Consider the following 18,066-nt stretch of genomic DNA (forward strand, 5'->3'; position numbering starts at 1 on the left):
ACACCACCCGACAGCCTCGGTGAGGTGTTGTGCCCCACGGGGTCGCACCTCACCGAGGCCTCGGATCCTTTTTCACCACCCGGAGCACCATGACCACCCGCCTGACTGTCCCCGCAGCCGTGATCACCACCCTGTTATCAGCCCTGCTGTGCTTGATCCCGTACACCCCCACCGTTGCCACCGCTGCCACGCCTGAAACCCCAGCCTCGGCTGAGATCCCTGCTACCGACCAGAGCCTTTCCCCGGATCAGACCGAGACCTGGGGGATCGCCCCGGCAGATAACGACTACGGCACCGGTCGCAGCTCGTTTGCCTACCAGGTCTCTGCCGGTGAGACCATCGAAGACCAGATGGTCGTGGTCAATTACGGCGCCGAAGAGCTCACCCTCAACACCACCATCGCCGATGCCGAAACTTCCGTGGATGGCACACTGTCCCTGAAAGAACCCGGCCAAGAGCCCACCGGCCTGGAAATCTGGGGCACCGTGGAGACCGAGTCCATCACCGTCGCCCCCGGCGAATCCAAGACCGTGGCCTTCACGATCGAGGTCCCCGCTGATGCCACACCCGGAGACCACCTGGGCGGAGTGGTCACCTCCCGGCTCTCGGAAGGCGACGGCCAGGTCGCAGTCAACCACCGGCTGGCCTCCCAAATCAGGATCACCGTCGACGGCGAGGTCATCCCGGCGCTGGAGATCAACGAGATCAGCATTGTCGACGCCCCGGTGGCCTGGATACCCTTCGCACCTGTGGAAGCCACTGTGCGGTATGAAGTCACCAATACCGGCAATGCGCTCACCCGGATCAACCCCGACAACTCGGTCTGGCTGGGCGCCGTCCATGAATCCGATGCCACCGATCAAGACTCCAGTACCGTGCTGGAACTGATGCCCTCCGGCACCGGGATCGTGGAAGAACGAGCCACCATCTGGCCGATCGGCTACCATCACGCCACCGTCAAGCTCACCCCAGAAGCCGTCTCGGGTGCCCTGGGCGAACCCGTTGAAGCCAACGGATCCGGGATCATCATCCCGTGGGGTACCCTGGTGGTGCTTCTCGTCGTGAGCGGAGGGATTATTGCCTACGTGGTGATCACCCGCCGACGCCACACCCAGCAAGCCGATCCAGCCAAGCCTCAGTCACCCCGCCAGTAAGGACTCCACCGTATGGCCTCTTCCCAGCGTTCAACCACCGTGCGGGATCTGCTCTTCGGATCCCTCGCGGTGCTGATTCTGCTGATCATCGTGGCCTTCGGTGTGCTGGCTTTCCGCCCCGATTGGGCCACGAAACTCGGCATCGGCCCCACCACCGGCCAGGATCGGGTCGCGGAGATGACCGACGCTGACAAAGCCCAGGCTTCGGCAACCATCGCCCCGATGGCCGCCGTCGATGCCCCGGATGCCGAGTCCACCGCTCGCGATGCGACTCAGACACCAGACAAGATTGACCCCGACTGGCTACACGCCGTCTCCGAGGCCACCGGGATCCCGCCCCGGGCCCTGTCGGCCTATGCCAGCGCCGATCGACGGGTCCGCGAGGAACAACAGTGCGCGGTCGGCTGGAACACCCTGGCCGGCATTGGCTGGATCGAGTCCCAGCACGGCACCCTGCAGGGTGGCTCGGTGGCCGACGATGGCCGCGTCACCCCCAAGATCTACGGCGTCCCCCTGGACGGCACTGGCCATACCGCTCACGTCCCCGACACCGACGGGGGAGAACTCGATCAAAACGAGGTGTACGATCGCGCTGTCGGCCCGATGCAGTTCATCCCCGAGACCTGGGCCCGTTGGGGTGCGGACGGTTCGGGCGACGGCGTGGCCGACCCTCATCAGATCGATGATGCCGCCTATACCGCCGCCCGCTATCTGTGTCACTCTCGCGCCGGGCTCGAAGGCTCTCAAGAGTGGATCGCAGCGATCCGGTCCTACAACAATTCGGTGCACTACCAAGCCGACGTGGCCGCCACCGCCGAACGGTACAGGGTAGCAGCCGCCGAGATCACCGCCAGCTAGTTCTCCACACACGTGGGACACTCGCCGGCTTTCTCCACCGTTGCCGCGCTACGGCTACCCTGGCTGGCAACGATCTCCTACCGTCATCGGTATGACAGCTCAGTTCCCTCCACCAACCCAGCCGGCTCATCCAGTCCAGCCGGATCACTCGGCACCTGCGGATCAGGATACCGTCACGCCCGCCGCTGAGTTGCTCGATGCCTTCCACAACACGGGCGATCAACTCCGCCACCAGCTCGTCACCCTGTCGCTGACCGACCAGGCTGATGCCATTGATTTGCTGGCTGCTGCCGAAGATCTCACCCGCACTCTGGACGGGATCAAAGCCACACTCACCGCCCAGCTGTCCACCCTGCGTATCGAGGCCGAAACCGCCGACAACATCCCGGCCTTACGCCGTGGCTCCGGGCTCGGCGCCGAAATTGCGCTCGCCCGTCGCGTGGACCACCGTACCGGAGCCAAGCTACTGCGTGCCGCCCGGACGCTCGCTGACTCGTTGCCCCAGGCGCTGGCCTCGATGACCAACGGGGGACTGTCAGAAGCCGCCGCCCTGACCTTGGTCCGTGACACCCAAGGAGTCGATGCTGACCACCGTCGCACCATCGATCAGCACCTGGCCGGCGACTACGCGACGCTGACCCCAGCCGAATTGGGACAGCGCGCTCAAGCCCATGTCCAGCGCCTCGATCCCGAGACCATGGATCGCCAGGCCTCCACCAACCGCACCAAACGCAATGTGAAAACTGGCCCCGCTGGTCCGGGGATGGGAACGCTCAACGCTTATCTTCCCGCCGAACAAGCCGCCGCCTGCCACGCCACGCTCCAACGCGACGCCCGCCGGATGATCCGTACCGGCGAGGACACCCGCAGCGAAGAACAACTTATCGCCGACCTGCTGGTCGAACGTCTCACCGGCCAATCCTCCGCCCCGGCCATCCCCGTCCAGGTCAAACTCGTGATGACCGACCGTACGCTCTTTGGCACCGATGACACCGTGGCCCGTATCCCCGGGGTCGGCACTCTGCCGGCCTACATCGCTCGGCAGTGGGTTGCGAACCCGGAGGCCAACGTCCTGCTCAACCGGTTGTTTACCGCCCCTCAGACCGGCCATTTGGTCGCGATGGAATCCTCCGCCCGACTCTTTCCTCCCGGGCTGAAAGAACTCATTCGCCTGCGCGACGATCTCTGCCGCACCCCGGGTTGCGAGAACCCCATCCACGAACTCGATCACGCCACACGCTTTGCCGACGGTGGCCCGACCTCCTTCGCCAACGGCCAGGGACTGTGTCGGGTGTGCAATCAGACCAAAGAAAAGAAGCACTGGAAACACCACTCCACCGTCGCCGACATGACCGTCGAAACCCCGACGGGCCACCGTTACCGACGCCCTACCCCGCCAGTGCTACCCGGCCTCGACCTCGCCGATCCCGATCCGCCAGCTCCCGATACCCTGATCCCGCTGGAGGCAATCGAACATGGACCGGATGACGTCCCGGACCCTTTTAGCACCGACGGCCCGCCACCGTTCTAGGCCCACCGCTTGATGGCCCACTTCTCCAACAGACCCAGTAACGCATCGGTGATTTTGCCAATCACCGCCAGCAGAATGATCGCCAGAATCAGTCGGTCGGTCCGACCGTTGTTCTGCGAATCCGTGAGCAAGAAGCCCAGCCCCATCGAGGAGGCAATCAGCTCGGCAGCCACCACGAACAGCCACGCCTGTGCCAAGGCAAGGCGTAGCCCGGAAAAGATCGACGGCACCACGGCCGGCAACTGGACGGTGCCTAAGAGTCGTAACCCGTGATAGCCGAAGGCTCTGCCGGCCTCCACCAGCTGTGGGTTCACGTGTTTCAGAGCAGAAAACACCGTGGTGAACACTGGAAAGAATGCCCCAATGGCGATCAGCGTGACCTTGGAATTCTCCCCGATCTGCAACCACAGGATCAACAGGGGAACCCACGCCAGTGACGGCACCGCCCGGATCGCACCCAGGATCGGGGACAGCATCGCCTCAGCCCATCGGTTTAGACCCAGCACGGCCCCGAATACCAGCCCCAATGCGGCACCGATGCCGAAACCAAGGAGCACCCGCTGCAACGAGATCAGGATGTGAAACCCGAGATCGCCACGTTCTGCCAGCACCACACCGGCATCGATGACCTGGAACGGAGAAGGCAACTGTACCGGGTTGAAGACCTCGGCGGCGGTGACACCCCACCACATCAGCAACAGCCCGACCGGCACGATCAGCCCGAGCACAAACCGCCCCGCGGTGGTGCCCAACCACCAGGAGCGCCCGCCTCGTTGATCCCGTGGCTTTTCTGCGTGACCCGACCGAACCCTGGCCCCTGCTCCCGAACGGTCAACGCTGAGGGTCTGATCAGCCTGACCAGCGGTTTCAGGGGTGTCGGCGCTACCAGAGCGACCGGAGGCCGATGCTGACGATGTTGATGTCGTGACAGTTTTTGTGCTGTGAGTGCTCATCAGTGATCAGTGCTCTTCTCAGTGGGTGCAGTCTCCCCGGTGTGCTGATGCTTGCCAGCATGCTGCGCCTGCTCGGCAAACCGGGGCTCAAAAATCTCGTCCAAAGCGGTCTGAATATGTTCGGGCCGATCAACATCTGCGGTTTCGACGAAGATGGGGCCGATGGTGCGCAACACCGACAGCTGATCCTGACCAGGCACCGGTGAAATATCCAGGTTCGAACGTTCAAAGATCACCGTTTCGGCCACCTCGATCTCGATGCCGGCCTCCTCGGCCAGAATTTCCGCGGTTTCCTGGGGATGCTCCAGGGCCCACTGTCGGGCCCGCTCATAGGTATCGACCACCAGTTGCGCCCGGTCAGGATGGTCATCAACAAACTCCTCGGTGGCGTTAAGGAAGTTGTAGGTGTTCAGCTCGACGTCCCGATACATCAGCTGTGCCCCCTCGGCTTCGGCCCCAGCCATGATCGGATCCAACCCGGCCCAGGCATCCACCGACCCTTGCTCCATGGCCTGCCGGCCATCGGCGTGTTGCAGATTCTGGATTTCCACGCTTGCTGGGTCCACGCCGTGCTCTTGCAGAGCTTGAATCAAGAAGAAGAACGGATCGGTGCCACGGGTGGCTGCCACGGTGCCCCCGGCAAGGTCTGCTACCGAGCTGATGTCGGCATCCGCTGCAGTCACCAGCGCCGACCATTCCGGTTGATTGGTGATGGCAATGGTCTTGACCGGAGCCCCATTGGCACGGTTGAGTAAAGAGGCCGATCCCGCAGCCGACCCGATATCGATGGCTTCGGCTCGCAGGTTCTCGTTGGCCTTATTCGAACCGGCTGAATAGACCCACTCCACTGAGATCCCCTGATCGGTCAGTTCATCTTCGAGCCAGCCCTGATCTTTGATGATCAAGCTCAGCGGAGAATACGTCGCGTAGTCCAGGGTCAGCGTGTCGTCAGGATTATCGATGGACCCCGATCCTTCACCGACCAGACAGCCGGACAGGGTCACCGACAGCGCAAGCACGCTCGCAGTGGCCACGCCACCGCGGAGAAACTGGAATGTCATCGTCCTGCCCCCGCTGTGTCGGTGGTGGCGGCCGATTCGGTCACGCCTAGCCCTTCGTACAGATGCCGGGCGAGGTCGACGAGTTCTGGGGTGGAGAGATCCCGTGGCCGGGCACCGGGAACCTGGCAGATCTCCTGCACTGTCGCTCCGGGTTGCCCAGACTGGTCCGAGCCCAGCAACATGACGTGATCGGATAAGTGTAGGGCCTCATCTACGTCGTGGGTGACCAACAAGATCGTGGTGTTGGTGGCAGCATGAACATCCAGTAATAGCTGTTGCATGTTGATCCTGGTCAGCGCGTCCAAGGCGCCAAAAGGCTCGTCCAGTAGCAACACTTCCGGGCTCCGTGCCAGCGCCCGGGCCAGAGAAGCACGCTGGGCCATACCCCCGGAAATTTCTCGAGGCCGGTGCCTGGCCACCTGCCCGAGCCCGACCAGCTCAAGGAGTTCGGCCACGCGCTCGCGACCGGCCCGCCGACCGGTGCCACGGGGTAGCCCGAGGGTTACATTGGCGGCAATGCTACGCCACGGCAACAGGCGGGGCTCTTGGAATCCGACAGCGGTTCGGGGGTCATAGGCTACGACCGTGTCGCCACCGATCAGCACGTGCCCGGTGTTTTCGGTATCCAGGCCCCCCACGGTGCGAAGCAACGTGGATTTTCCCGATCCGGAGGCTCCGATGATCGATAAGATCTCCCCGGGAGCAACCGTGAACGACATATCGCGCAGAATGGTGCGTGTCCCGGTGTCGGTGGTAAAGCTACGCCCGACGTGGTCGAAGGTGACCGATAGTTGTGAACCGGACGCGAGTTGACCGGAGGTACTGGAAAGGGGTTGACCGGAGGCACCGGCGCCGGGGGTGGACGAAGCAACAGAAGGCACGTACATCACTCTCCATCGTTCCTGGCGTTAGCACCCTGCTGATTCACGTCAACGTGTCAGTCGAAGCGACAGACAATTGTGTCTCACGTGTCGGGGTTGCTGCGGTGTCAAAGAGCCAGATCTCTCAACCGCTCTGGATGGTTACGTGCTTATCTAATCTTTTCGTTTCTCCGCTTGTCAAAATCGGGTGTCATAAAAGACCCCGAGCAAACGCGGTCTGGGATCTCACCGTGGTGAAACCGCGTTCGTCGGGGTCTTGATCGGGGAGTTCAAAGCTCGGGAAATTCCAGAGCGTTTAGGCGTCGTCTCGGTGACGCCACCGCACCAGCAGGATGCCCACCAGCAACACGATCGCGCCACCCACGCCAGCCCAGAGCAACGAGGAGGTACTGCCGGTCTTGGCCAGTTCATCGTCAGCTACCTGGGAGTTGTGCTCACCGTTGTTGCTGTCTGACTCGGCCCGGTCAGTGTCATCCACCTCTGCCGGGGCATTGACCGGCTTGGCGACATCCGAGGTCGCGGGGCTAGATTCGGTGTCTGCGGGCTCTTCACTGGTCTGGGCAGGGGATTCTTCCGGTTCGTGTGTGGGGGTTTCTGCGGGGGTTGGGGCCTGCTGGGGCGTGGCTTCGGGCGACGTCTCAGAGTCTGCCGGCTCCTCGGCTGGGGAACTGGACGCTACGGCCGGCTGAGTCTCGGTCCGGAAACTCAGCTCCACCTGGTCTTCGTGCCCGTGTTGCCGGGCGGTGACGAGCAAGATCGCCTGAGAGCGACGGTGTGACTCGGGGTGTACCGGCAGAGTGACGAACCGGTGTTGGGAGACGTGGGATTGTTCCAGTGTCCAAGTCACGGTGTCTTCGTCAGGAGAATCCGCAGTGTGCGCTAGGTAAATCTCGTCGCCGTGCGCCACGCGTTGTAGGTCGACCGGTTCGCCGTCTTCATCGGTGTAGGTGTACTCCAGGCCGGAGTCTGACTCAGCCGACAGGGCCAGATGGCCTGATGCGGCGTCGATGGTCACCGGCCCCAGCAAGGTCGGGTCTGACGCATCACGGTCGGCAGGAATGAGAAACTCTTCGGCGTCCACCTGCAGGCTCCCCGGGGCCGCCGCGGTGCTCTGATGCGCCTGAAGATCAAGTCCCGAGGCCTCTTCGATGAGATAGTCGTAGACTGCCCGCACGTGATCCACCGAGTTCTCACCCAGATCGGCGCTACGGTTTGAGGCCGAGACGGTCTTGTCCTCCAGCTTGATCTCGTCGGTATAGTGCCAGATTGCCGCCTGGGTGGCAGCGATGGCCTCGTCGCTGGTCAACTGGCTGACCCCGGGTACTTTGGCCGCCAGCTCCTCCAGTTCCAGGGCCGGGTAGGAATTCTGCACGATCCACCCCACCCGCAAAGAGGTGGAGGCATCCCGCGTTTGTTCCGGGCCTGGGGAGGTTTTGGCGAAATCGTCCCACCGATCTACGGTGCCGATAGAATCGATCAAGGTCGCTTGCGAGATCTCCAAACAGTAGGCCGGAATTGTCTCGCCGTTGATCCCAACCTGGAACAGGCCGGTGGCCACCGTCCGGGGGTTGCTCCCGTCGGCCTCAGTGGTGTGCACGCGGTAGCCGGGTTCACCGTGGCCGGTCAGTGTGGTGGAATCACCCACATCAAAGTCCGGGACCGAATGCCATGAGGCCGTCTGTTGTGAGCCGGTATCCCGCCAGACGCCGGTGAATCGTGTCTGCGTGATCTGGTGGTCGGTGACAGTGGCGTGGGCGAGATCCGGGGAAGCGGTCATCGCCACGGCCACACCCAGCGTGGCCCCGGTGGTCAGCAACCGGGTAGGAATCAGAGGTGTTGAGCGTGCGTTCACAGCGAGTTTCCCTTCAGCAGAGGTGTATCGGACGGTGTTTACGTTAGGAGCCGGTGGGTTACCCCGGGCCGGGACCAAACCAATCTGTGGATACAGCCCGCGCTGTGGATGAGGCTTCGCATGGATCGAGCCCGATATGCTATGCGAGCCCTGATGCAGCCGATCGGCAGGTCACGTCGCTGATTGGCGCCTGAGCGATCATCGGTTACAGTGGATGCATCAATCGTTCAGAGCGCCCGAGAAACCTCGCTCGTTGACGCCGCAGTAATCGCCTGTTCTTTCGGGAGCGGGCGCTCATGCCAACAATGATGGAGGCATTACCGGCTGTGAGTTACGCACATTTTTCCCGACAGTTTCGGCAGCTCTTTGACGAGATCGGCCGTGGTGATCGCGCGCGAGAAGCCGGGCGACATCTTCCGATCATTCCGCTCGAGCAGTTGCGCGATGCCGGGCTCGGGGCCATTACGGTGCCCCGACAGGATCCGCAGCAACCGGTCGCAAGCTTCGAGACGGTGCTGCGCCTGATGATGGATCTCGCCACCGAAGATGTGAACGTCGCCCATATGTGGCGATCGCATGTGGTGTTTATTGAGTATTTGCGCGCGGTGACCACCTCGTCCGAGATGCAGCAGTGGTGGCATCGGATTGACCAGGGCGAGTGGGGCGGTTCGGCGTTGTCAGCCACGATGGATCAGGTCTCCCAGCCCACCACAGTCAGCGCCGATGAGGTGGGCAACCTCACCGTGTCGGGCACCAAGTACTACTCCACGGGCACGCTGGCCTCGACCTGGACGATGGTGGGCGTGGATCGTGACCATGATTTGGCGCTGAAACGAGCCCGTCAGCGACGCCGTCATGGCGAATCGGGGGTGCGCGTTGAGGATTGTCTGTCCGCGGTGGCCGTGGTTGCGGTGAAACAGCCGCGCGTGCGAGTCCGTGATGACTGGGACGGATTTGGGCAACGGCTGACTGCGACCGGATCGCTGATCATGAAAGACGCTTTGGCCGAGGCGGTCTATGACCGGCCGGGTGATTCCCGGCGGGGTATTCTCAACGTGATGCTTGAGGTCACGTTGCTGGCCCTGCAGGCCGGTATTGCCCGGGCGGCGTTGCGCGATGGGATGGCCGCGTTGCAACAGCGCACCCGCGTTTTCAACACCTCGACCGGGTCCACCCCGCGCGAAGACGATCAACTGTTGGGGATTGTGGGAGAACTCTCCGCCAAATCAGCACTGTGTGAGCAAGCGGTGCGCGCGATCGGTGCGCAACTGGATGAGGCCGTGGTAGCCCAAGAGGCCACCGACGCTGGTCGTCAAGAGGCTCAGCCCGGTTCCGGGTGGATCGAGACGCTGGTGGCCTCCCAGCGGGCAGCGATTACGGTCCCGTCATTGGTGTTGGAGGTCTGCACCGGTATTTTTGACGTGCTCGGGGCCTCGGCGACCTCCACCGGTTTGGCCCTGGACCGGCACTGGCGCAACGCCCGGACCTTGGCCACCCATGATCCATCGGTATTCAAGGCCAGGATGGTCGGTGACTGGGAAGTCAACGGAACCGTGCCCAGCACCTATCTGGCGCAGAACCGATAGCCCCAGCAGCACGCCCCGGTAGCAACCGGTCTCCACTCGCACGGCGGTTTGCCTCACCCACATTCTGTCGAAAAGCCCCAGGTCAGGTGATGGTCTCGTCCCATCCAGAGTGGCTGAGAGACTTGGCTCGTTGACGCCGCAGCAACCCGTGGTCCACGGTCCGTGCCCGGGTGCTAATGCCAAGACCGATGGAAGGAGTATCTTTCGATGTCGACCACCCCTGAAACCGGCCAGAACGGTGAGCGCGAGATTTTCTTCAACGCTTTCGACATGAATTGCGTGGTGCACCAGTCCCCGGGGCTGTGGCGCCACCCGGAGGATCACGCCCGGGAATACAACACGATCGGCTACTGGACCAAGCTGGCCCAGATCTTGGAAAAGGGCCTGTTCGATGGGCTATTTATTGCCGATGTGCTCGGTCCCTACGACGTCTTTGAGGACTCACCCCGGGCAGCGCTGAATTCCGGGGCCCAAGTGCCGGTCAACGACCCGTTCTTGCTGGTCTCGGCGATGGCCGCGGTGACCGAGAACCTCTCCTTTGGGGTCACCGCCGGTACCGCCTATGAGCACCCCTACCCCTTCGCTCGGCGACTGGCGACCTTGGATCATCTCACCGACGGCCGGATCGGGTGGAACGTGGTCACCGGGTATCTGCCCTCCGCGGCCCGCAATATGGGCAATGTCGATCAGATGGAACACGACGAGCGCTACGATCACGCCGATGAGTACATGGACGTGGTCTATAAGTTACTCAATGGCTCCTGGGAGCTCGATGCGGTGGTCGAGGATCGTGGCACCGGGGTGTTCACCGATCCGACCAAGGTGCATAATATCAACCACCAGGGTCGGTACTTCTCCGTTCCCGGCACCGCGGTCACCGAGCCCTCCCCGCAACGGGTGCCATTGATTTTCCAGGCTGGTGCCTCCACCCGAGGTCGGGCGTTTGCCGGTAAGCACGCTGAAGCCTCCTTCATTAACTCGCCCACCCCACAGCTGATGAGCGCGACTGTGGAAAAGCTACGCCAGGCGGCAGTGGATGCCGGCCGTGACCCCTATGATCTGCGGATCTTCGCGATGCTGACGGTGATCACCGCAGCCACCGATGACGAGGCCCAGGCGAAGTTTGAAGACTACGCCAGCTACGCCGATGTGGAAGGCGCCCTGGTGCTGATGTCAGGCTGGATGGGCTTGGACCTGTCCACGTTCGATCTGGACGAGCCGCTGGGTGAGGTGGAATCAAACGCGATCCAGTCCACGGTGGAGACCTTCAAGCAGGCGTCGGGAGATGACGGGGAGTGGACCGTGCGCAAAATGGCCGAATGGGTCGGTGTGGGCGGCTTCGGCCCGGTCATCGTCGGCTCCGGCGAGACCGTGGCCCGGAAGATGATCCAGTGGCAGGATGAGACCGATATCGACGGGTTCAATTTAGCCTATGCGGTCACCCCAGGCACCTTCGAGGACATCGTCGAGTACGTGGTGCCACAGCTGCAGAAGCTGGGGCGGTACAAGACCGGCTACGCTCCGGGCACGTTGCGTCAGAAGCTGTTTGGTCAGGGCGATCACCTCAATGAACGCCACCACGGTTCCCAGTTCACGCCGGGATCTTTGCAGCGCTAGGACCGCCAGACAGCAAACCGGCAGGGCCTCTCCCGCTGAGGGAGAAACCCTGCCGGTTTTCTCATGCCGTGTGGGACTCAGCGAGCCCCGGCCCTTACTGGTTGCGGTCCTTCTTGGGCACCTTGGGTAGCGGGGCCGAGCTAGTGCGGGCAGCCAGGGTACCGTGCTTGGCCCTGGGCTCGATCGTTTCCAGATCCAGGTACGGATCGCGCATGACCGGAGCCGGTTCTTCGGCCTCGGGCTCGACGACCACATCATCGGTGTTGAAGTCATCGTCGGCGTCACGACGGGCGTATTCCTCCGGTGGCAGGACTTTCTTCCACTCGCGAGTCCGGATCTGGGGCAACTCACCGGCGTCCTCACGCAGGGCGCGGTAGAGCGCGTACATCTGGAAGTAGCCCATCACGAAGAATGGCAGACCGACCAAGATAATGGTCTGTTCCAGTGCAGTCAGACCGCCCTCAGCGGAGAAGACCAGCAGGGTGGCGGTGATCAGACCGATGGCCACCGCCCAGAAGATGCGCTGGCCCAGCGGGTTGTAGTCCTCGTGACCGTTGGCCATGGTGTCGGTGACCAGTGCGGCCGAGTCGACCGAGGTAATGAAGAAGATCACCACGAGGATGATGGCCAGGATCGACATCGGGTAGGACCACGGGTGGTGTTCCAGGAAGGCGAAGAGCGCGCCGGGGATGTCTCCCTCGTCGACCACGCGCTCGACCAGGCCACCGTCGCCATTGAGCTCGATATCGAAGGAACCGTAGCCGAAGATACCGAACCACAGGATGGAGAAGGCCGATGGAATAGCCAGCACACCGAGCACGAACTGACGCACGGTGCGACCCTTGGAAATGCGGGCGATAAAGATTCCGACGAACGGCGACCAGGTGATGGTCCAGGCCCAGTAGAACACGGTCCAGGTGTTCTGCCAGCCGGTATTAGCGAAGGTGTCGTTCCACAGCGCCATTTCGGGCAGGTTGTGCAGGTAGCTTCCCAGGGACTCGAAGGTACCGCGCAACATGAACAGGGTCGAACCGGTGATGAGCACGAAGATCAGCAGACCGATGGCCATCACGATGTTGATGTTGGAGAGCACTTTAATGCCCTTATCCAGCCCCAGCGACACCGAGAGCAGAGCCACACCGGTGACCACACCGATAATGATCAGCTGCCAGCCAGCCGAGTTCGGCACACCGAAGAGCTGACCCAGACCACCGTTGATCTGCAGGGTACCCAGACCGATGGAAACTGCAACACCGAAGACGGTACCAACGATGGCCACCACGTCGATGAACTTACCGATCGGACCGTGGATTCTTTCACCCAGAATGGGCTGGAAGATCGAGGACACCCGTGGGGGCAGGTTGCGTTTGTGAATGAAGTAGGCGAAGCACAGTGCCGGCAGGGTGAAGATGGTCCAGGTGTGCAACGTGAAGTGATAGAAGGTGAAGTTCATCGCCTCCACGGCGGCCTCGTCGGTACCTGCCTCAATGCCCAGCGAGGGGCCACGTGGCGGATCACCGAAGTGGCTGACCGGTTCGGCCACACCCCAGAACATCAGAATCGAACCGATACCGGCCGCGAACAGCATCGCGAACCAGGCTAGACCGGAGTGCTCGGGCTTTTCGTCATTGGGGCCGAGCTTGACGCGACCGAACCGGCCAAGCGCGATGTAGATCAAGAACCCCAGGAAGACGGTCACACCTAGGACGTAGAACCAACCCAGGTTGGTCAGCAACCAATCGGAGGCGGTGGAGACTGCCCCGCCCAGTGGCTCGGTGAAGGCGATGGTGGCAATCACGAACAGAATGATGATCCCGGCGGAGGAAAAGAAAATCACCGGGGATGTTTTCAACTTTAACGCGTCGTGCAATTTGGTCAACATCGGTGCCTAAGCACTCCTGACAAGGTTGAGTAGATGATGAACCGAGCCATCGGCCACGACCCAAGGGCGGGTATTCGTCGTCTCAGGCACGTTCAGGCCCTGGTTTTCAGGGCTGAGCTATACGATACAGAAGTAGGTGTTAAATGCAAGTGAATTAGGTGATATTGATGGTGACTCATAGATGAACAACGGCGTGACGGAGCCGTTATGACGACGTAACACGGGAGGTCTCAGGTTCTGGTGTGCTGTTGCTCTCGAGCATCACAACCGAGCCCGAACCCCCGCTCATTGAGGGATCCAGGCCCGGATATGACGGTGTATGACACGGCGGGTGAACGCCGGTGGTCATCATGAGTTGGCGTGTGCACCGCCGGACGGCTTGGTGGTCTTGGAGGTGGAGTTCGACGTCGAGTTGGACGTGGTGTCGGAATCAGCGGATGTGCCGGTGTTCTCGGACTGGGCGGTCTCGGAGGTGTAACCGGTGGAGCTGTCGACGATGCCGGCGGCGGTTTCAGCAGCGTCGCCCAGAGCCGGAGACTTTTCCTTGACCACACTGGTCACCTTGGAGGTCACATCGTGTACCTGTTGCTGGGTCTTGGGGTCGGTCCAGAATTCCTGGGCCTGGCGGGCGATCTCCTCGGCCTGCTTGCGCCCCTCGCGGGAGCCCAAAAAGTACCCCGCGGCAGCACCGGCACCGAAGGTCAAGATGTTACGAAAGCTGAAAAGACCCATGTCATTCTCCTTTTTCTTCACCCGAGGTGGGGGTGATACGAAATGGTGGACACCCGATTTTCAAGCGAGGGTGCTCTCACTTCGATTCTTCCCTACGGCTGTAGCAAGGTCAATGTTCGACGTCTTCCCAGGACACGCAGGGCCGAACTTAGTGCCTCAAGGCCTGCTCGAGCCACCAAGCGCCACCATCTGAGGCGATCTTGGCATCCACGATCAGCGGGGTGCCGGTCAGACGACCGTGCTCATCGGCGCTCACGGCGGTCTCGAGCCAATCGGTGACCTGGCTGAGGTCCTCGGCGACACGCACGGTGATCCCCCGGGCCCCGTAACCGATAGCGATCCGGGCGAAGTCGGTGTCGGGGAAGGTCACCGTGTTCCGGGCACTATCTTGCCCCGGTTGCAGGCCGAAGTGATGGAGCTCGGCCCCATAGGCGGCATCGTTATAGATGATCACGACCGCTGGGATGCGCAACCGAACCAGGGTCTCCAGTTCGGAGATGCCCATGGCGAATCCGCCATCGCCGGTGCCGAGGACCGGCATGCGGGTCGGTTCGGCGAAGGCAGCACCGACCAGCGTGCCCAGTCCCAGCCCGATGGACTGAAAGGCCTGGGTGAAACAGAATCCGCGCACGTCCGGAACGCGCAGATAGGCCACCGGGTAGCCCATGAAGTTTCCCGAATCGGTGGTCACCACGCGCTGTTCGGGCAACAGCCGGTTGAGTTTGGTAGAGAGCACGCGGGGGTCAATACGGTCCTCGGTGCTCAGATCGCCACCGGCAAGGGGGACCTCGTTGAAGTATTTTGCCGAGAGCTTGGTACGCACGTGATCGGTGCGGTACCCGGTCACCGACGGTGTCTCGGAATGTTCCGCAGCGTCGTGGTGTAGGCGAGTTAGCTCGGCGTTGACGGCCTCCGCCACCGCAGCGGAATCAGCCACCAGGGTTTGGGAGACCTCTCGGAATTTCCCGATCGCCCACGGGGAATGGTCCACCTGGATCAGGGTGGCCTCGTCGTTAATCAGCTCCCCGTGGCGGGTGGTCCAGTCGTTCAGGGCACAACCAAAGGACAGCACCAGATCGGCTTGGGAGATGAGCTCGGCGGTCACCGGAGAGGAGAATCCACCGGAGATGCCCAGGTTCCACGGGTGTCCCTCGAAGAGTCCGTTGGCCACCGCGGAGGTGGTCAGCAGTGCCCCGGCGGTTTCGGCCAGAGCGATGATCTCGGTGCGGGCGTGCAACGCGCCCCGACCAGCCAGTACCACCGGGCGCTGGGCGTGAAATAAGGATTTGGCTGCTCGGGTCACCTGGGAAAGTTGCGGGATGGTGCCGGTGCGCGGGCCCCGGTGGGGGACTTGACGTTCGGCGGTGACCGGTTGGGTCTGCAGATCGATCGGTAAGTTCAGCACCACGGTATGACGTCGGGCGAGATGTTGGAAGACCTCGTCAAGTACTGTCGCCACTTCATTGGGGTCACTGATGCGTAGCGGGGTGGCACCCACGGCTTCCACCAGGCTGAACTGGTCGATCTTGAAATTCGAGCCCACCGACTCCTGGGGTGTTTCAGCGGTGAGCACCAGCATGCCGGTGCCGGATTTGGCGGCTTCGGTCAGTCCGGTCAGGGTATTGGTCAGCCCGCACCCTTGGTGGACGCTGACCGCAGCGAACCCGGTGGGGTTCAGCTCGGGACGGACCTGTCGGGTTTCGGGGGAATCGAGGCTGGCCAATCGGGTGTAGGCGTCGGCCATCGACGCGGCTGCTCCCTCGTGGCGGGCTGCGGTGAACTCGATCCCGGCGGCGATCAGCTGGTTGGTGAGATGAAAGTTCCCCGAGCCGACCACACCGAAGACGTGGGTCAGGCCGTGCTCGGCTAAGATCTCGGCCACACGTTGGACCAGAGTCGGCTGGGCGGGTGAGTCGTGCGGGGCGGGTTGGGGTTGTTGAGCTGGTTGTTCGGTCATCGGCGATCACCGTCTGAGCTGGAAGGACTGGCAGGGTGCTGGCCGGCCACGGCACCGGGGCGTTCAACGATCGCGAAGACGCGCGCCGGGGCGGCGGTGCCGTTTTTGATCGGCAATGGGGCGACGACGATCAACGCGCCGGTGGGTGGTAGCTGATCGAGGTTTTGGAGGGAGGTGACCCCATATTTATCGGCCCCGAGCAGGTAGTGGTGCACCGGGAAGGCCGGCTCGAATCCGGCAGCCAGGCCGGCATCGATGCCGACGGTTTCAACTCCGAAACCGGAGACCTCCTCACGCTGGGAGAGCCATTCGGCGGCTGCGGGCGACACCCCGGGGGTGTGGGGGCCATGCTGGTCAGCGTTGAGGGATTTTTCGGGATCGCGGGCGTAGGCATCCCAGCCGGTGCGTAGTAACACCCAGCAGTTTGGCGGTAAGGGGCCGTGGGTGCGCTCCCACTGCTGAACGTCGGCAATCTCCAGGCACCAGTCGGGATCAGCCCGCGCCTCGGCGACGAAATCGAGGACCACGGCCGGACCAATCAGTCGGGTTGGGGCCAGCTCGTGGATGTGCTTGCCATCGCGACCGGTGATCCAGTGGGCGGGGGCATCGACGTGAGTGCCCACGTGTTCACCCATCCGGAAATTATGATGCGCCCACAACGGGGCCCGCTCATCGAAGGCGGCCACCGGCTCGAGGGAGAAGTCGTGCAAATTGATGTAGGGGGCGGGCAGGCGCAACACCGCAATATCGGCTGAGAGCTCGTTGGTGAGATCGATGATCTCCACCGTGCCTGTTGCCTGGGCCCGCACCAGGGCGTCGATCAGTGAGCCCTGGACCGGGGGTCGTTGGGAGTCGTTCACAACTTGACCCTACTACGGCTGACGTGAGTGTGTCAGGACCTGTCAGGGTTGTGCCGGTCCACGGTGGTGCGCCAACAGTCGCGCACGCCTCAGGCAGCCGGCCGACAGAGCCTCAACCCCACGCGGCGATGAGTTGTTTGTCGACGGCGAGCCGGTCGGCGGGGTCGAAGATGCCACCGGTGAGGAGCACCTCATCGGCCTGGTAGAATTCCGCCAGCTCACGCACCCGGGCGGCCACGGTCTCGGGGGTGCCGGCCAGGCCTTGAGCGAGGTGCTCATCGGTGTGCGCACGTTCGCGGGCGGTGGCGTGATCCAGGGCGTGGCGGACCTCTGTGGGATCATCCAAGGGCGGGAAGGCGCCCACGTTCCGGGAGCGGGCCATCGCCCAGGCCTCGGAGAGCAACAGGTCGTGGGCGTGGGCTTCCGTCTCGGCTACTGCCACGTTGAGGGATAAAATCACCCGGGGTTGCTGGTTGCGGTGCGGATCGGGGACAAACTCATCCCGATAGGCGGCCAGTTCGTCGCGGTGGGCTACGGAGAACTGGGGGAGGGCCGGTCCGCCGATCACCACACCGGCCCCCACCTCGGCGGCAGTGGCCACCGAACGCTTTGAGGCGAGCACAAACAACGGGGTGGCTGCCTCATTCGGTGGTTGCAGGGTGATCTCAGCAGTCCCGTTCAACAAAGCGATGATCTCGCGCAGTTGCTCAGGGAAATGGTAGCGGTCGGCATGTTGTTGGTGGAGTGCGCGACGGATTGGGGCCGTGAAGCCGACCGAGGAGCCCAGCCCGATATCGATCCGGGAGGAGAACAGGGCCTCCAGGGTGCTGATGTACTCGGCGGCCACGAGGGGCTGATGGCTAGGAGTCATGATCCCACCGGAGCCGATCCGGATGGTCTGGGTAGCTTGGGCGATGGCGGCCATCAGCACGGCGGGGGTGGATCCGGCGATGCCGGGGACCGCGTGGTGTTCGGCGACCCAAAACCGGTGGTACCCCAGAGTTTCGGCGTGTTGGGCGCGGGTGATGACGTCATGCAGGACCGCACCGGCTGAGGAGCCAGTTCGCGTATTGGCCCGATCCAGGATGGACAGAGGCAGGGATGTCTGCCTCGGTGGGGATATTGGCTCTGCACAGGTCATC

At 62.7% G+C, this 18,066-nt stretch carries 14 protein-coding genes and 2 riboswitches; of the genes, 5 read left to right on the forward strand and 9 right to left on the reverse strand.

Annotated elements, in window-relative coordinates:
• The first annotated feature begins 89 nt into the window (after positions 1-89).
• The 3 genes from DYI20_RS02035 to DYI20_RS02045 all read left to right on the forward strand — a co-directional run bounded on the left by DYI20_RS02035 (position 90) and on the right by DYI20_RS02045 (position 3,543).
• On the forward strand, positions 90-1,154 hold the full coding sequence (locus tag DYI20_RS02035) for a WxL protein peptidoglycan domain-containing protein (RefSeq protein ID WP_147472502.1): 1,065 nt from the start codon (positions 90-92) through the stop codon (positions 1,152-1,154).
• 12 nt (positions 1,155-1,166) lie between these two features.
• On the forward strand, positions 1,167-2,012 hold the full coding sequence (locus DYI20_RS02040) for a lytic transglycosylase domain-containing protein (protein WP_243857646.1): 846 nt from the start codon (positions 1,167-1,169) through the stop codon (positions 2,010-2,012).
• 91 nt (positions 2,013-2,103) lie between these two features.
• Entirely contained in the window at positions 2,104-3,543 is a 1,440-nt protein-coding gene (locus DYI20_RS02045) for an HNH endonuclease (RefSeq protein WP_122548729.1), read from the forward strand.
• On the opposite strand, the gene DYI20_RS02050 is transcribed toward DYI20_RS02045, so the two are convergent.
• The 4 genes from DYI20_RS02050 to DYI20_RS02065 form a co-directional block, all read right to left on the reverse strand.
• Positions 3,540-4,496: an ABC transporter permease gene (locus tag DYI20_RS02050; protein ID WP_122548730.1), complete on the reverse strand. Its 957-nt coding sequence runs from the start codon at positions 4,494-4,496 to the stop codon at positions 3,540-3,542. The two genes, DYI20_RS02045 and DYI20_RS02050, sit on opposite strands and share 4 nt — an antisense overlap.
• On the reverse strand, positions 4,496-5,557 hold the full coding sequence (locus DYI20_RS02055) for an aliphatic sulfonate ABC transporter substrate-binding protein (protein WP_122548731.1): 1,062 nt from the start codon (positions 5,555-5,557) through the stop codon (positions 4,496-4,498). Before DYI20_RS02055 ends, DYI20_RS02050 begins: the two co-directional genes overlap by 1 nt.
• Complete coding sequence (locus tag DYI20_RS02060; protein WP_122548732.1) at positions 5,554-6,444, reverse strand: ABC transporter ATP-binding protein; 891 nt, start codon at positions 6,442-6,444, stop codon at positions 5,554-5,556. Before DYI20_RS02060 ends, DYI20_RS02055 begins: the two co-directional genes overlap by 4 nt.
• 3 nt (positions 6,445-6,447) lie before the next feature.
• Positions 6,448-6,582, reverse strand: a riboswitch (SAM riboswitch).
• 151 nt (positions 6,583-6,733) lie between these two features.
• On the reverse strand, positions 6,734-8,290 hold the full coding sequence (locus DYI20_RS02065; RefSeq protein ID WP_122548733.1) for a Cys-Gln thioester bond-forming surface protein: 1,557 nt from the start codon (positions 8,288-8,290) through the stop codon (positions 6,734-6,736).
• Between the two features lie 326 nt (positions 8,291-8,616).
• Between DYI20_RS02065 and DYI20_RS02070 the strand changes: the two genes are divergently transcribed.
• Positions 8,617-9,876: an acyl-CoA dehydrogenase family protein gene (locus tag DYI20_RS02070; protein ID WP_244924640.1), complete on the forward strand. Its 1,260-nt coding sequence runs from the start codon at positions 8,617-8,619 to the stop codon at positions 9,874-9,876.
• A 97-nt stretch (positions 9,877-9,973) separates the two neighbouring features.
• A riboswitch (SAM riboswitch) is annotated at positions 9,974-10,071 on the forward strand.
• A 12-nt stretch (positions 10,072-10,083) separates the two neighbouring features.
• Positions 10,084-11,493 carry an LLM class flavin-dependent oxidoreductase gene (locus tag DYI20_RS02075; RefSeq protein ID WP_110101333.1) on the forward strand — a complete coding sequence of 470 codons (1,410 nt, stop codon included), beginning with the start codon at positions 10,084-10,086 and terminating at the stop codon, positions 11,491-11,493.
• A gap of 94 nt (positions 11,494-11,587) precedes the next feature.
• Here DYI20_RS02075 and DYI20_RS02080 read toward each other — a convergent pair whose 3' ends face one another.
• From DYI20_RS02080 to DYI20_RS02100, 5 genes are all read right to left on the reverse strand, one after another.
• Complete coding sequence (locus tag DYI20_RS02080) at positions 11,588-13,375, reverse strand: BCCT family transporter (RefSeq protein WP_122548734.1); 1,788 nt, start codon at positions 13,373-13,375, stop codon at positions 11,588-11,590.
• Between the two features lie 348 nt (positions 13,376-13,723).
• Positions 13,724-14,107, reverse strand: a complete 384-nt coding sequence (locus DYI20_RS02085) for a YtxH domain-containing protein (protein ID WP_110099158.1) — start codon at positions 14,105-14,107, stop codon at positions 13,724-13,726.
• A 148-nt stretch (positions 14,108-14,255) separates the two neighbouring features.
• Positions 14,256-16,064: a thiamine pyrophosphate-binding protein gene (locus DYI20_RS02090; protein WP_110099159.1), complete on the reverse strand. Its 1,809-nt coding sequence runs from the start codon at positions 16,062-16,064 to the stop codon at positions 14,256-14,258.
• Positions 16,061-16,924: a cyclase family protein gene (locus tag DYI20_RS02095; RefSeq protein WP_110099160.1), complete on the reverse strand. Its 864-nt coding sequence runs from the start codon at positions 16,922-16,924 to the stop codon at positions 16,061-16,063. Before DYI20_RS02095 ends, DYI20_RS02090 begins: the two co-directional genes overlap by 4 nt.
• A 112-nt stretch (positions 16,925-17,036) precedes the next feature.
• Positions 17,037-18,065, reverse strand: coding sequence for an MsnO8 family LLM class oxidoreductase (locus DYI20_RS02100; RefSeq protein ID WP_208392207.1), 1,029 nt, complete (start codon positions 18,063-18,065; stop codon positions 17,037-17,039).
• Between the last annotated feature and the right edge of the window lies 1 nt (position 18,066).

This window comes from Auritidibacter ignavus (assembly GCF_003703835.1).
In the GTDB taxonomy this organism is placed as follows: Bacteria; Actinomycetota; Actinomycetes; order Actinomycetales; family Micrococcaceae; genus Auritidibacter; species Auritidibacter ignavus.

What these genes read in the sequence shown, in the direction of transcription:
- DYI20_RS02035 (WP_147472502.1), top strand. Translation starts at nt 90, where the DNA reads ATGACCACCCGCCTGACTGTCCCCGCAGCCGTGATCACCACCCTGTTA.
- DYI20_RS02040 (WP_243857646.1), top strand. Translation starts at nt 1,167, where the DNA reads ATGGCCTCTTCCCAGCGTTCAACCACCGTGCGGGATCTGCTCTTCGGA.
- DYI20_RS02045 (WP_122548729.1), top strand. Translation starts at nt 2,104, where the DNA reads ATGACAGCTCAGTTCCCTCCACCAACCCAGCCGGCTCATCCAGTCCAG.
- DYI20_RS02050 (WP_122548730.1), bottom strand. Translation starts at nt 4,496, where the DNA reads ATGAGCACTCACAGCACAAAAACTGTCACGACATCAACATCGTCAGCA.
- DYI20_RS02055 (WP_122548731.1), bottom strand. Translation starts at nt 5,557, where the DNA reads ATGACATTCCAGTTTCTCCGCGGTGGCGTGGCCACTGCGAGCGTGCTT.
- DYI20_RS02060 (WP_122548732.1), bottom strand. Translation starts at nt 6,444, where the DNA reads ATGTACGTGCCTTCTGTTGCTTCGTCCACCCCCGGCGCCGGTGCCTCC.
- DYI20_RS02075 (WP_110101333.1), top strand. Translation starts at nt 10,084, where the DNA reads ATGTCGACCACCCCTGAAACCGGCCAGAACGGTGAGCGCGAGATTTTC.
- DYI20_RS02080 (WP_122548734.1), bottom strand. Translation starts at nt 13,375, where the DNA reads ATGTTGACCAAATTGCACGACGCGTTAAAGTTGAAAACATCCCCGGTG.
- DYI20_RS02085 (WP_110099158.1), bottom strand. Translation starts at nt 14,107, where the DNA reads ATGGGTCTTTTCAGCTTTCGTAACATCTTGACCTTCGGTGCCGGTGCT.
- DYI20_RS02090 (WP_110099159.1), bottom strand. Translation starts at nt 16,064, where the DNA reads ATGACCGAACAACCAGCTCAACAACCCCAACCCGCCCCGCACGACTCA.
- DYI20_RS02100 (WP_208392207.1), bottom strand. Translation starts at nt 18,065, where the DNA reads ATGACCTGTGCAGAGCCAATATCCCCACCGAGGCAGACATCCCTGCCT.